Raw genomic sequence first — 12,960 nt, 5'->3', positions numbered from 1 at the left:
TCAAGCTTCTTAAGTATCCCAGATGATGGACTTGTAATTTTTCCTGTAACTGATGCGCCTGAAATTGTATTTGCAGAATTTTTGTCAGAAACCCTAACCGTATTGTCAAGGGACTCTAACGACGTGAACTCTTTGCCACATTTTTTACAGGGAAATATTATGTCGTTCATTTCTTCTTACTCACTTCTGACCTTACTACTATACTCATCTATCCTGAGGTATGCCCCAGGTTCAAATAGATGACTGATAAAGTTGGACTTGTCGGTATATTTTCAGCTTCCTTTTCTTTATGATCATTAAGTTTCATAGACTACGTTGTTAAACTGATAATTTAGCTCGAAAGTACAGGGGCTAAAATCTTAAAGTCTATTGAATGTAAATCTTTAACCTATAAAAAAGAGCCAATCAACTAAGCTGGCTCTTCTGAATCATCTTCGCTTGTTATTTTTGAAGCTTTTTTGGCGCAGGTTCTCTGTTGGACCAGTCGTGCTTGGATCTGAGTCTGCTTCTCCTATACTCCTTTGGCGGGTTTGTGCTGAATCTAGATCGCTAGCTGTGTCGCTGCCAACATCATCTTTTCCGGTTGAAGAAAGCCCCTCTTTAACTGATCTCCCTGCCCCTGTCACCTTTTCTTTGACTTTATCCGTTATATTAAAACCAGATTTTTTGCCTTTGTCCTCAGGCTGTTTCACACTTTCAGAGATCATATAATTGGCACTTGACTCTCCACCTGCTGCTTTAGAAGTTTCATTATCATCCTTTGAATCCATGCAATAATATGTTATTAAATAAGATATATAATAGTTTAAGGAAAACTGGTCTTACAGAATTGCTAGTACTTCTAATCAGACTATAAGATATCCATTTGTATTCTACTTGTCGATTCAAAGTTGTCTCTCCATATCTCGTGGCCAGTTAAATCCACAAGTACTTTTGCAGCTACATATCGACAAATTACAGTCAACGCACGTAATACGTTCATATTTTTAGAATCTGCAGCTGACCTGTCATCATCAGAAATATAACCTTTTTTAATTAAGCTGCATTAGCGATAATATATCTGAGATAACCAGGTTTAATGTCTACGGCAACCCTAGCAAGGAATTACAGATAGGGTTAACAAGTGTTGGAGTGCAGGCCTATTTCAACCTGTTTGTTGGGTTCAAGCGTAGTTGACAATCTGAGAGATTATGATGTGACAGATGATGCTTTTCTTTACTGGTAATTTCTTTGTCTAGGCTAATTGTTCTGCTATGGCCTCATCATATTCTTGTTCCTTACCATCTTTTCTGACTCGTTTTCTTTCTCTACCCTTGTACCTACTAACTGCATACCAAGCACCTAGTCCACCAGCAAACGCAATGCCCGCCAGACAGGCAATCGTCATCTTATTCATGATCCATAATGCACACTAATCCATTTTTACATTTACTATTGCCCCAATTGTGACTTCTCCGTTCTGCACCTCCCAAGCAATCCTTCTTTTCACTTGTGAAAGAAGAGATATGGAAAGAAAGAAACTGACTTTAGGGTAGGAAGAATCTTAAGATTATAAAGACTTTAATCCAAGGTGGGCATAAGGAACTCTAGAACCCTAGAGATTTTCGCTTTATTCCTGGAAGTCCTTTCAAAGACGAGATCTGTAGGGTTCTGATATATAAAAACCTTTGATTAGTTGTATGAGATGTGTCTGTACCTTTGTTAAATTTTCGACTAGTCTCTGTACCCAAAGATTTTTTTGTTGCGATGTAGCATCAGTTATTTGCCTCTTTGAAATATTGTTATGCTGAGAGTAAACAAAAGATCGGAAATTTGTTAGAAAAAATGAAATGATGATTGAATAATGACTACTTATGGACTCGTTGCAACTTATATGTAGTCGTATAGAATAGTAATCAAATGGCTTCCACTTTTGACCCCAATCAGTTTAAAACGGATCAACGTCAAGGTTGGAATAGTGTCGCTCAAGGATGGAAAGAATGGTGGCAACCCATCGAGAGAGGATCTCAGAAGCTCAGCCGCCGATTAGTTGAGCTTGCCGAGATTAAACCGGGACAGAGAGTGTTGGACATTGCTACAGGAATTGGAGAGCCAGCAATGACAGCTGCAAAGGTTGTCGGAACTGGCGGTCGAGTTTTGGCTACAGACATTTCAGAACAAATGTTGGCTGTCGCAAAACAAAGATCTACATCCTTAGGATTACGAAACATAATTGAGTTCAGAGAAAGCGATGCTGAGAATTTAGACCTACTAAATTCATCATTTGATGCAGCGCTATGCCGCTGGGGACTTATGCTAATGCCAAATCTCTACACTGCCATAAGTAAAATATATAACTCTCTAAAATCTGGTGGTCGACTTGCAGCTGCAGTTTGGGCCGATGCACCTAAGGTCCCAATTATCAACTTGGCCACCAGAGTAATAGGTGAGCAGGTGCAACTTCCCAGTAGGAATTCCAAATCCCTTTAGCCTAGCTGATACAAATAAGCTTAAAAATTCCCTGGCCAAAGCAGGATTTAGTGATTTTAATAATGAGACAGTAGTTGTAACATTTGAATTTGCATCTGGGGAAGATTACTGTCGTTACTGTCAAGCGGTTAGCGCTTCGGCTCGTAATGCGTTGTCTAATCAGACTGACAGAAGAAAAGAAGAGGTTTGGAGAAAAGTCTCAGAAGAAGCGACGAGAAATTACGGAGCTGCTGCTAATGGCCCAATAAGGATGGATAATGAATCAATATGTGTGGTCGGTACACGGCCATAGCCCGCACTACTTACACTCAAATGGACAGAGATTATTACCAACACGCATTCTCCTCCTATACTTTAACTGGGATCCCGCGCCGATTTTGGTGGTGATTTTTCCCAACACTTCCACCTCCTAGAATGGTTTACGAAGGATAACCAATGCTAGGAATAATTTTGATGACATTCATGAACTTAAATGGGCGCGCTTGGACAGAGCTAGAGGAACAGGTACGCATAATCATTCTTTAATTTTGTACAAACATCTAGAAAGATACATTCGATACAAATTGAATAATACTCGTGTGATTTATCTTTAGCGAGAATAGGCATAACGAAGAATGGTCAGACTTGCCGGGCCGAATATGAGATCATAAAAGTGGCCGCGGGCAATGGATTTTCCATGCCTTCGGCTTTATGATCCGACCTAATTTTTCTGCTAGCTTGTCAATGGTGGTACTTTCTTTAGTAATGATTTCTTTCTCCCTATCCTCACTCTATAACACGTTTCAAGTAGCAGCAGTGTTGGAATGAAGCCCAATGCGACCCATGAAACAGATTCGATTATTTCCATAGATGATGGGGCGCGTATGTAATAGATTAAGTCTCGTCATTGCCTTATTGAATAAATCAAATTCCATTGTGATAATTCATGACCATCATCTTTTCGTTGATCAAATCGGGCGCGCGTTTTTGATATGGCAGATCCACGAAATACATGAACTAATCCAATTTATCAGTTGTATAATCTCAATCCTGATTCAAAAGCATCTGACCATTCATTTGACGAGCCGTCTGACAGATTTAAATACAATGACATAGAACATGGTTCTATAAGATATGCCACCTGCCATTGGCACTAAAATCAGAGAGCAAGTGATCAAAGAATGGTTAGAAGGCCATACAAGGGACAAGATAGCCGAGGATAATCAAATTGGCACGGGTACAGTGACTGACATTGTCTCTGAATGGAGGAAAGAAATCGATGATGTAGACTATGAATCCGTCAGAGAATTATCAATATGTTGCAGGAGGCAAGGAATCAATTTAGGCGCGCTTAGCTCCTCAGTACGGCTCGACAATTACATTAGCAAATTAGGCACGAGCCACGAACATATTGAATCATTAATTTCTTTCATTACCAAGTCACAAGAGCCACAAAGACTCTTGGATCTCACAAACCAAATGGCTCGGACCAGTAGTCTTCTAAAACATCCTTCTCTCACTTGTATAACAATAATCGGTTATGACTCCTATCTTTATGTTCCAACAGTAGATAGGATTTGAAGAGACGCTGACCAGCCATAGATGTCTGAAACATATTCCTTCGGAACCCTGATCCAATTCCTCATCAGGCGTACTTACGAAGTAAGAAATACTTGGAAGAGTATAATGGTGTCTGGTACATTAGATGTGGTAGATAATCTTGTTATGTTATCTCCTGGAGTACCATTTGAGCGCTCCTCTGGGAATAAGATTCTAGAGTAAAACTTTTTAGAAATATGTATTATACACGAAGTATACCATCATTTTTATAGTGCTTATTAAATTGAAGAATATGCAAAAATCTAAAATAGTTATGACGTTGGCAACGTCTATCGTTGTAGTGCTCGCACTGGCCAGTTTTAACCCGACAGCTTACTCGCAACCTACAATTAATCAAGATCCAATCAATCCGCCAAGCACTCCTAAACACATTACCTTAATCCTTCCCTCGGGATCGAGTATGGATTTTCAAGCGACACCTGATCAATTACAAGCCATATTGATGAGAGTGATAAACTCAATCGTGGGACAAACTGCAGCACCAGGCGCGGATCAAACAGCTATTAAAGAAAATGTTGCTGCGTCACTAAACGCTACTTGGACTGCATCAAATGTACTAGCGGCCGCTCATATTAAGGAGGCACCCGGCTTCCAAAAGCCAGGAGCATGCGTTGAAACTTTCGGAGTTATATGGTGCATAATGTGATAGTACCAAGGACATAGTATCCTACTAAATTTTTCCTTAGGTTAGAAAATAATCGGATCCTACAGACGTCCTCTTTTCATACATCATTCCCGTTATTCCAGGCATAATCTGATCATCAAGTTGAAAAGTGCTGGAATAGAATCCATCTTTGAGCTAGCGGTTTCTGTGCCCCTGGACCTGCTTGAATATTGTCCAGAACAAGTTGCAGTTGATCTTGTTATGAGGGTCAGGAAAGCTCTCACAGATTCAGGGACGTTTGGCAAAGATTTTTCTACCGCCGAGGATCTTCTGGATCAACGAAGAAAAATTAAAGGACAGAGATATAGAAACGATCTAGATTTCTTGGGTTATGGTCATAATTGGCGCGGTAATTCATCCCATGGCGAATTATTCAATGGGACCGCCCCAAGATCTCATCAGATGGTAGGAACTATGTGACCAGGAATCACATGGGTCCAGCTTGCTGGATTTGCTGTATGCATTGATGAACTATATGCCCATACTATTCCTCGGATTAGGGATAGGATTTGACGCAGAAGAATTTCGTACTACTTGACATTTCTTATACTACGACCAGAATCATGTGTACTATACGCTGCTGGATTTGTTGTATGTACTGATGAGTCATGTGCCCCTCCCGTCGTATTTCCAGCTGCTCCAGTCATATTTGATCCTGCTGGATTGGCTGTTGGAGGAGATTTATGAGAAGGAAGTGGACTGGCAGTATTTTTAGTTGCCACAGGTAATTTAAAGTCAGGTGGTAACGTTTCTGATGCTCCTTGTGTTTGGAATATGACACCGAAGAGCGAAATCATTATTGCAGCAATTGTTACGACTATTGCCATCTCGCGATTTACCATTGTCAATCAATATTAGGGCCTTTATATAAGCAGTATTAAATCAGAATGCGGCGCCGTGATCGGTTCCGGGCGCCAGAATAGGTTAATAGGACTAGTAGGGAGGTATGATATTTTGCAGCATACTCTAAATGAAAAGTTCCGTACTATAAAGCATGGAATTTGATACCACAACATGATGCAATAATCCTCCTAATATCATTATGACGCAACTTTTATTAGTATACTTTTTTTCTTTTGAGTAATGTGGTCAGAAAAGATCTCTTTATACGTCGTCTTAATAGTTGTAGCTGCTGTAGTATGGCCAATAGTATCCCACTACAATTCTGTTACCATCATCACCACTAGTCAGATTATTCAAAAAGCAGCCGCAACAAATGCTACCGCCGGGGTTACCAGTTCTAACCTTACACTTGGAACTCCGCATTTATTAGGGACGGAATATATTAAGACAACTAGTCCGAAACCATCAGTTGTTAATGGAACACATGGTTTGCTAGTATCCTATGCAGGTAGTTTTGTGCTTAATAATGGATTAAACGCTACTGACACTGGCACGGTCTTCACCACGAATCTAACTGGTGGCGCAGACCATTCACAGGGACAAGGTATTTTCATAACTAAGAATGGAACGGCAACTTTTGTTTATCTAGGGATAGGCCCCCCTGGCACTAGTGGAGACATTGGTACTATATTTTACCCAAAAGCAACTGGAACCTTGGCTTACTTAGGAAATAAAATAGCTATCTACAAAGATGAGACAGTTAAACCGGGAAATGCGATAGTCAAGCAATGGGAATTCAAATAATTTAGTAGGAATGAAATACACTTTTTTGATGTTGTGATTAAAGTCGGGAGTGATTCAGCACAACCCAAATTTTCTTAACGGCTACACCGCGCCAACATTTGCTGATATGTGTAAGGGATGTTCATTCACGTGACCTAATAAAGTTTCACACATGTTCCTAAACATGGTTCCTAGTATATGTGACCGCTATTTAAAATACCTTGTAATTATTATACAAAATAACCAGCGACATTGCAATATTACATTGGATGCTCAGGGTGGAGTTACACCTCATGGGAAGGTCCATTTTACCCTTCCGGTACTGAGAATCATCGTTGGTTAAATTTTTATTCGCATGTTTTTAATTATGTTGAAATAGACTCCTCATTTTATAAAATTCCCAATATCTTCATGGTCAATAATTGGGCCAATAAGACGTCCAAGGATTTTAAATTCACTGCGAAATTTCCAAAAGCGATAACCCATGAAAAAAGATTAAAGAATGTTGATAAAGAATTGGACCAATTTTTTGAGGCATTTAGGCCCCTTTCCGATAAGATCTTGGCTTTATTGATTCAATTACCTCCGTCCTTGCAAATTCATGAATAGGGAATTAGTTCCAATTTTAGACCAACGCTTTAGATATGCAGTAGAAGTACGACATCCATCATGGTTTCAGGATTTGGCATACTCTTTCTTTGCAGACCATCAGATCTGCATGGTCTGGAGCCAATTGGCTGAAATGAAGTCCCCGCCAGTTGTGACATCAGATTTTCTATATGTCAGATTCATAGTAGACCGAAGCATCGAAGATTTCGGGAAAATACAAATAGATAGAATGGTAGACATGCAGCAATGGGCGGACTCGATAAAGAGTGTCCAAAAGGATGATAGGATCAGGCACGCGATAGTAGCGGCCAATAACAATTATGCTGGCTTTAGTCCGGGGACTGTTAATATTTTCCGGACTATGTTAGGGCTGTCAGAAGCCACTTGGAAGGAAACCAAAGATGAGAAAGAACAAGTACGATATCCAGCCCGAGACTCAAACCAACGTACGCTTTCTGATTTCCTGAATTGAGCGATGTTTAAATATTCTTCAGACCCTCTTCTCTGCTACAAGAAACTTATTTTTTCCTAATAGTCCTAAATAATAGAGGAATACAATAGTGACGCCATAGGCTAGAACCGCGTACCTCATAAGGCGCGGCGATGATTTTCGAATAATTCATTCTTGATGCCTATGGCAAGTTAATCTTTTTCACTTTTGGAGACAATTGATGCAGCATTCAAAACAACGCGACTAGACATATACATGGTTTGGAGTGTACTCGCCGAGAACTCCACCAATAATCCCGACAGATTTTGTATGTGCGATTTATTGGTGATAGAAGTATTCAGGAAAAAGATTTTGGTCGAATACAAACAGATAGGATTACTGAGATGCAGAAATGGGCCAATAACGTCAAGAATCTTCAAAGAGATGTACGTATATGTCATAGCTGCAAACAATCATTACGCTGGATTTGGTCCTGGTACGGCGAATATATCTAGAAACATGTTGGGATTATCTGATGCCAAATGATAAGGATGAGAAAGAGGAAGAAGAGCATGAACCACAACAGCAACAATTAGCATATCCAACTGATGATTTTAAACAAAGCACTCTTCCTGAATTCTTAGGTATAGCTGATGACCTTTGAAGCTATACTTGTACCATTTCCATTTGTTTTCTTTTTATCTATAGATAATATTAATTTGCTCAATCTTAGCTTCTCTTTTTGCTTTCTTCCAGCTGGTGACTTTCTTAGAGCCATACCACCACAAGGACAGAGTTTCCCAAGTGAAGTAAAAATATCTCACACCTTCTGCAGTATTTTCTTCCATCTTTGTAATTCATCTCACCAGATGTATCTTTAGAATCCAGCCTTTCACACAAATTTCTACAGGCCAACTTAAGTGAAATGAAAAATTTTAGTCCTAAAAATATAGGAGCTACAAAAGGAGGGAGGGGGGATTACCAGTATTCTTGTAGCATCCTGGCCTATGCCAAAATGCAGTCATTTCTCTTCATCCGCTGAATATCCTGCTGGACTGTTGACTGTTGTAGACTTATTGGAGCTTTTTTATAGGATGTGCATGAAGACAGAATATGGTGGAGTTGGTAGTAGAACGATGAAATGAAATGAAATGAAATGAAGACAGAATATAGGAAATATGATAATTCACATGAAAGCCTAATTATGCCTTACGAAGATATGAACGCACAGCAACAGAGGATTACTGGGGAGAGATTTCCTGATATTATACTTGAGCTATGCGATAATTGTCTGTGGTCCTGTATGTGCTTTAATCACAAAGGCCTCATAATGAGATGTCCAATGTGTAGTATGAATATCTCGCAAATTCCAATGGGTATTGATGAGGTACTCTATATGAAATATAATAATAGAAGTGGACTTACCCTTGTTTTTGATAGAAAAAGTCCCATGAGATAATAGCCTTTAGATTAAAAAGTCTGAATGACGTGTCGCAATTAAGCATATAAAAAGACAATGTGTAAATGACTACACATATACTATTTCATCTCTTAAGTATATTAGTTGATACCATGTAACTCCTGTAGTTATTAAATTTTCAGAAACAACCGAACACTCATGTCGATATAGTGACCATCCTCAGCAAGATCGCAAGAATTTGAAAGACAGCTGCTGATGACAGATACACTATTATAGCAGATCTAGTGATTTTTGAAAAATCATTTTGAACTGGTCCAACCTTTAAGGTCTACCTCCAGAAATATGGATTCATAGTTCTTTGCAACAGCAATCCATTTCTTTAATTCTTTCTGCCGATCAACACCATTTTCAGCATTAGTTATTAGGGTATTCCCAAATGCATCAACAAATCTTGTATAGTGATCTCCTACTTTAGTTACTGCTCTAAAAGTCTCATCTTCCTTTAAACCGATTGCAAATATTAGTATAAATACAAATTGATGGGTTTGAAGATTTGTTCATGATTTAATTCTGTTTTAACTTTTATCCTGTTATAATTCTTTTATCCGACTTCCCGTTTACCTCTTTCGTATCACTATGAATTAATAATGCTGTATCAAAGCTTGCCACAAAAGCCAAAGCTAAGCATTAGCTAAGTCTACATATGAATAAACAAAAAGTGAGGGTGGACTGACTTTTGTCAATAGTCAAGATTTGGAAGGAGGATTACCATAGTACTTGGCAATAGTACTTGTATTCTCTGCAGGTGGCGGATTCCGTACTACATCGCAAACAGATTATTGGCTCAAATACATAAATTAAGGGAATTTAGTCAATGATTTAAGTCTTAGAGTATCTTATTGAAAGGGATGTGTAAGATGCGACGGAGAATTATGTATAGTATGGTAAAGAATACTTTTCATCCATCTATTGCAATACGCTATTTATAGGCGCTACTTTCTCCACCAGTTACTTACGTTCTTATGAGTACGACTATTCCTTCTAAATTTGTCTCGATATTTACTTTTCTGTTCCTTATTACTAGGCCTAGTTCTACGGCTCATGTATCCAGTATTATGTTTCTGATGATGCCTTGATTGATTTTTCTTATGTGGACGCCCTCGATTAGCAGGAATTGCTATTCTCATTTGCTCATTGAGACTCTGTATCGGTTGTTCAGTTTTCTTCAGAATCCTATTAAAGTCATCGATGCGATCCTGAGCTACCAAGGTTACTGCTTTACCAGTCGTACCAGCCCGTGCAGTTCTCCCAATTCTGTGAAAGTACATCAATGGTTCAAGTGGAACATCATAGTTGATTACATGTCCCACTGTCGGAACATCAATTCCCCTTGCTGCAATATCTGTTGCTACAAGTATGTCATCAGTACCTGTCTTAAATCTATACATTGCAGTATCTCTCTCCCTTTGTGAGAGGTCGCCATGAATAGCCGTTACTTTAAAACACTGACGCTTTAGGTCATTTGCCAGTTGTTGCGCCCTTTGTTTGGTAGCGGCAAAAACTATTGTTTGTTTATTATCTCTCATCTTAATGAGATTGTAAAGCTGTTTTAATTTTTCCCTTTCAGGGATAATGAGATAAGATTGATCTATGGTATCAAGACTTGGTTCTTCTTGGTCCAACATGACCTCTTTGGCATGGTACATATATTCTTGGGTTATTCTCATAATTTCTGGAGGCATCGTGGCGGAGAACAAACATGTTTGTCTATCTTTATTCACATGGGACAAGATGAATCTGATGTCCTCAATAAACCCCATGTCTAGCATTCTATCTGCTTCATCCAGAACTAAGTACTTTATTTCCTTCAGCTTGATTGACCGCCGATTTATATGGTCAATCAACCTGCCGGGGGTTGCGACTACGACTTGGATACCTCTTCTTAGCTGACTACTTTGATATCTAATATTCTGTCCGCCATAAATGGGAAGGGTTCTAATTCCTGAGTACTTGGCAAATTTATTAATTTCGTTAGTAACTTGTAATGCTAATTCTCGCGTTGGGACAAGTATGAGTGCTTGAAGGATTACCGGACTGCCGGGACTAGCTATGATCTTTGTCAAAATTGGGAGTGCAAATGCAGCCGTCTTCCCAGTTCCTGTGTGAGCTTGTCCAATCACGTCTAAACCTTGCAAAATAAGTGGTATAGTCGCCTTTTGGATAGGGAAGGGAGCTTCAAATCCATTTTCTTTAAGTGCTTTAAGTATTATTGAACTCATACCTAGCTCTTGAAATGTGAATGATGCTTTGGTAGTGGCTCTCATCAATGGTCTCCCTTTACAAAGTCACTGGACATTACCATTAGTTAATCGAATAGCTGCCCTTTTAGTGTACCTCTTTTTACATTCTGTCAGGTTGATCACATAATTGATATTAATAATATTATAGTATAACCGACTCAGGTTGCAAAGTAAGGAAGAAATTATATCTGTTTTCCGTCAGTTATGTGTAAAATGACACCAAACGAATACTTTCTTGCGATATTTACTGTATAATTAAGTCACGGGAGAATAATATTTTAGCTCTCGAGATAAGTACTAGGCAGACAATTAAATGTGTTAACAATTATAATGCAAGGCAGAAGTTGATTTATAATATGTAAATGTCACATAAATGTAAGTTTATATTTTAACACGATGTTTTATATGACTCACATAGGCAACACATGTCTACCATTGTACCAAATGGTTTGAAGCCGTTTTCAAGAAAGTGTGACCAATGCAGGCTAAGTAACACCTTCCATTTGTAGGTATATTATAGCAAATAAGCAGAAACAGATTTGTCAGATAATTACCGTAATGGCCGTATACTATTCAAATAGGCTATTCAGCTTTTATAAAAATAAGCCATAAGTCTATGCAGAGAGAATGTTAGAGCATTTTAAATCAATACTGCAAACCTGGCAGCGAAGTGTCATTACACCATACAAAAACTAAATAAATAATTCTTTTGATTAAAATCAAAAGGTGTAGTATAAGAAAATGCTAATAATAGGACTTGAAACTCACTGACACTTTCTGGGCCTACTCATCTGAGATAGACAAGAAAAACCTAAACTCGTTATGAGCGATTTGATTCATCGGCTGTCTGAGATTGATTCGCTTCAGTAATCGATGGCTTAATATAAAATACATTATTCTTCGTATCGTAACCTAGATCGTTTAGTGTTAGCACTCTAAAACCGTTATATGTAAGTATACTTATTAAATTTCTTATAAAGGTTTCTTAAAGGATTGGATTTGACAGCTTTGCTTTCAAATCTGTGTACTATTGCTATACCTTTCACCTTGGAGCCAATCCCAAAATTGTCCCTCTGTAGTAGACGGTAATACCGCAAGCTAGGCATACTAATATGAGATAGTTCTCTGATTTCCTTTCGTATATTGCTAGTAACTTTCTGAATCTATTATGAAGTATTTGCCTTTCTACAACTGATCTCCAATATCTTAGCTCTATAAACTGTTCTTCGCCTCTATGACGTATATGTGGAATTATCTACTATTGGTGGAATTATCTTCTTTTTCTATCTCTGGAAAATCATATCCTTTATCTATCCAGGCATAAATTCTGTTTACATGTTTACAAGATGGCCTCTGAACTATCACGGCATCTAGTGTATTTATTGTAGCCTTCATGTCATGTATACTTGCGCCTGTGATACCCACCACTACAAATGGCAAAGAGATTTTGAACCCTTTATTAATTATTGTAATTATGACGACATTTTATTTCCATTAGATATAGAAGATATGGATTGCTGCAGATCTCCATCCTTTACTACATTAGACAATCTATATACATCAGTCGTTAACGGTGGTTCCCTTTTAATTTAGTTGGTTTAATCTATTACTTACATGCACATTAATAAATAGTCTTGACTCTACCGTTCAGAATGAGATTTTTAATACTCACCAGTTAGAGATGATCAGCATGTTTACAGCAAAGTCCAGTCAACAGATAATTATTAGTAGATTTCATTAATTTATGATTAAAAAACTACTCATTCTCTCGGATTTCATTTTCAACTTCACTTGTCTTGTCTGTTGTCATCTTTTCTACATTAAGTGAAATTTTGACCCATGT

17 protein-coding genes are annotated in these 12,960 nt (G+C 38.3%); 11 read left to right on the top strand and 6 right to left on the bottom strand.

The features are described from left to right. Positions 1-428: 428 nt before the first annotated feature. The gene (locus DYY65_RS10290) at positions 429-770 is read right to left on the bottom strand and encodes a hypothetical protein (protein WP_162477875.1); all 342 of its coding nucleotides are present in this window, start codon (positions 768-770) and stop codon (positions 429-431) included. 464 nt (positions 771-1,234) lie between these two features. Continuing rightward, entirely contained in the window at positions 1,235-1,396 is a 162-nt protein-coding gene (locus DYY65_RS10285) for a hypothetical protein (RefSeq protein ID WP_162477874.1), read from the bottom strand. Between the two features lie 503 nt (positions 1,397-1,899). On the opposite strand from DYY65_RS10285, the gene DYY65_RS10280 reads away from it, so the two are divergent. Together DYY65_RS10280 and DYY65_RS10275 are read left to right on the top strand one after the other, a co-directional pair. Continuing rightward, positions 1,900-2,469 (top strand): class I SAM-dependent methyltransferase, encoded by a 570-nt coding sequence (locus tag DYY65_RS10280; RefSeq protein ID WP_162477873.1) that lies wholly within the window; start codon positions 1,900-1,902, stop codon positions 2,467-2,469. Continuing rightward, the gene (locus tag DYY65_RS10275; protein WP_162477872.1) at positions 2,426-2,761 is read left to right on the top strand and encodes a hypothetical protein; all 336 of its coding nucleotides are present in this window, start codon (positions 2,426-2,428) and stop codon (positions 2,759-2,761) included. Before DYY65_RS10280 ends, DYY65_RS10275 begins: the two co-directional genes overlap by 44 nt. Positions 2,762-3,181: 420 nt before the next feature. On the opposite strand, the gene DYY65_RS12785 is transcribed toward DYY65_RS10275, so the two are convergent. Further along, positions 3,182-3,316 carry a hypothetical protein gene (locus tag DYY65_RS12785; RefSeq protein ID WP_255457512.1) on the bottom strand — a complete coding sequence of 45 codons (135 nt, stop codon included), beginning with the start codon at positions 3,314-3,316 and terminating at the stop codon, positions 3,182-3,184. A 266-nt stretch (positions 3,317-3,582) separates the two neighbouring features. Here DYY65_RS12785 and DYY65_RS10270 point away from each other — a divergent pair, with 266 nt between their 5' ends. The 3 genes from DYY65_RS10270 to DYY65_RS10260 all read left to right on the top strand — a co-directional run bounded on the left by DYY65_RS10270 (position 3,583) and on the right by DYY65_RS10260 (position 5,152). Then, complete coding sequence (locus DYY65_RS10270; RefSeq protein ID WP_162477871.1) at positions 3,583-4,029, top strand: helix-turn-helix domain-containing protein; 447 nt, start codon at positions 3,583-3,585, stop codon at positions 4,027-4,029. A 271-nt stretch (positions 4,030-4,300) separates the two neighbouring features. Then, on the top strand, positions 4,301-4,714 hold the full coding sequence (locus DYY65_RS10265; RefSeq protein ID WP_162477870.1) for a hypothetical protein: 414 nt from the start codon (positions 4,301-4,303) through the stop codon (positions 4,712-4,714). A 120-nt stretch (positions 4,715-4,834) separates the two neighbouring features. Continuing rightward, on the top strand, positions 4,835-5,152 hold the full coding sequence (locus DYY65_RS10260) for a hypothetical protein (RefSeq protein WP_162477869.1): 318 nt from the start codon (positions 4,835-4,837) through the stop codon (positions 5,150-5,152). Between the two features lie 110 nt (positions 5,153-5,262). Here the strand turns inward: DYY65_RS10260 and DYY65_RS10255 are convergent, their stop codons facing one another. Next, a complete protein-coding gene (locus DYY65_RS10255) occupies positions 5,263-5,574 on the bottom strand; it encodes a hypothetical protein (RefSeq protein WP_162477868.1) in 312 nt (103 codons plus the stop codon). A 241-nt stretch (positions 5,575-5,815) separates the two neighbouring features. Between DYY65_RS10255 and DYY65_RS10250 the strand changes: the two genes are divergently transcribed. The 6 genes from DYY65_RS10250 to DYY65_RS10230 all read left to right on the top strand — a co-directional run bounded on the left by DYY65_RS10250 (position 5,816) and on the right by DYY65_RS10230 (position 8,856). Continuing rightward, the gene (locus tag DYY65_RS10250; protein WP_162477867.1) at positions 5,816-6,379 is read left to right on the top strand and encodes a hypothetical protein; all 564 of its coding nucleotides are present in this window, start codon (positions 5,816-5,818) and stop codon (positions 6,377-6,379) included. A gap of 231 nt (positions 6,380-6,610) precedes the next feature. Further along, on the top strand, positions 6,611-6,967 hold the full coding sequence (locus DYY65_RS13070) for a DUF72 domain-containing protein (protein ID WP_162477866.1): 357 nt from the start codon (positions 6,611-6,613) through the stop codon (positions 6,965-6,967). Continuing rightward, positions 6,960-7,439, top strand: coding sequence for a DUF72 domain-containing protein (locus DYY65_RS12780; RefSeq protein ID WP_162477865.1), 480 nt, complete (start codon positions 6,960-6,962; stop codon positions 7,437-7,439). Before DYY65_RS13070 ends, DYY65_RS12780 begins: the two co-directional genes overlap by 8 nt. A gap of 186 nt (positions 7,440-7,625) precedes the next feature. Beyond that, positions 7,626-7,943 carry a hypothetical protein gene (locus tag DYY65_RS12575; RefSeq protein WP_162477864.1) on the top strand — a complete coding sequence of 106 codons (318 nt, stop codon included), beginning with the start codon at positions 7,626-7,628 and terminating at the stop codon, positions 7,941-7,943. After that, positions 7,933-8,061 carry a hypothetical protein gene (locus tag DYY65_RS12775; protein WP_255457511.1) on the top strand — a complete coding sequence of 43 codons (129 nt, stop codon included), beginning with the start codon at positions 7,933-7,935 and terminating at the stop codon, positions 8,059-8,061. The genes DYY65_RS12575 and DYY65_RS12775 overlap by 11 nt, the downstream gene beginning before the upstream one ends. 492 nt (positions 8,062-8,553) lie before the next feature. Beyond that, positions 8,554-8,856, top strand: a complete 303-nt coding sequence (locus tag DYY65_RS10230) for a hypothetical protein (RefSeq protein ID WP_162477863.1) — start codon at positions 8,554-8,556, stop codon at positions 8,854-8,856. A gap of 953 nt (positions 8,857-9,809) precedes the next feature. Here the strand turns inward: DYY65_RS10230 and DYY65_RS10225 are convergent. Together DYY65_RS10225 and DYY65_RS10220 are read right to left on the bottom strand one after the other, a co-directional pair. Then, positions 9,810-11,096 (bottom strand): DEAD/DEAH box helicase, encoded by a 1,287-nt coding sequence (locus DYY65_RS10225; RefSeq protein WP_236561789.1) that lies wholly within the window; start codon positions 11,094-11,096, stop codon positions 9,810-9,812. 1,272 nt (positions 11,097-12,368) lie between these two features. Beyond that, positions 12,369-12,557 (bottom strand): hypothetical protein, encoded by a 189-nt coding sequence (locus tag DYY65_RS10220; RefSeq protein WP_162477861.1) that lies wholly within the window; start codon positions 12,555-12,557, stop codon positions 12,369-12,371. Between the last annotated feature and the right edge of the window lie 403 nt (positions 12,558-12,960).

The sequence above is a fragment of the Nitrososphaera sp. AFS genome, from assembly GCF_009898475.1.
Classification (GTDB): domain Archaea; phylum Thermoproteota; class Nitrososphaeria; order Nitrososphaerales; family Nitrososphaeraceae; genus Nitrosopolaris.
The sequence above is the reverse complement of the archived record's forward strand: the minus strand, read 5'-3'. Positions and strand labels throughout refer to the sequence as shown.

Excerpts from the sequence above, each read along its gene's own strand:
- DYY65_RS10290 (WP_162477875.1), bottom strand. The coding sequence starts at position 770 with ATGGATTCAAAGGATGATAATGAAACTTCTAAAGCAGCAGGTGGAGAG.
- DYY65_RS10285 (WP_162477874.1), bottom strand. The coding sequence starts at position 1,396 with ATGAATAAGATGACGATTGCCTGTCTGGCGGGCATTGCGTTTGCTGGT.
- DYY65_RS10280 (WP_162477873.1), top strand. The coding sequence starts at position 1,900 with ATGGCTTCCACTTTTGACCCCAATCAGTTTAAAACGGATCAACGTCAA.
- DYY65_RS12785 (WP_255457512.1), bottom strand. The coding sequence starts at position 3,316 with ATGGAAATAATCGAATCTGTTTCATGGGTCGCATTGGGCTTCATTCCA.
- DYY65_RS10270 (WP_162477871.1), top strand. The coding sequence starts at position 3,583 with ATGCCACCTGCCATTGGCACTAAAATCAGAGAGCAAGTGATCAAAGAA.
- DYY65_RS10265 (WP_162477870.1), top strand. The coding sequence starts at position 4,301 with ATGCAAAAATCTAAAATAGTTATGACGTTGGCAACGTCTATCGTTGTA.
- DYY65_RS10255 (WP_162477868.1), bottom strand. The coding sequence starts at position 5,574 with ATGGTAAATCGCGAGATGGCAATAGTCGTAACAATTGCTGCAATAATG.
- DYY65_RS10250 (WP_162477867.1), top strand. The coding sequence starts at position 5,816 with ATGTGGTCAGAAAAGATCTCTTTATACGTCGTCTTAATAGTTGTAGCT.
- DYY65_RS12780 (WP_162477865.1), top strand. The coding sequence starts at position 6,960 with ATGAATAGGGAATTAGTTCCAATTTTAGACCAACGCTTTAGATATGCA.
- DYY65_RS12775 (WP_255457511.1), top strand. The coding sequence starts at position 7,933 with ATGCCAAATGATAAGGATGAGAAAGAGGAAGAAGAGCATGAACCACAA.
- DYY65_RS10230 (WP_162477863.1), top strand. The coding sequence starts at position 8,554 with ATGAAGACAGAATATAGGAAATATGATAATTCACATGAAAGCCTAATT.
- DYY65_RS10225 (WP_236561789.1), bottom strand. The coding sequence starts at position 11,096 with ATGAGTTCAATAATACTTAAAGCACTTAAAGAAAATGGATTTGAAGCT.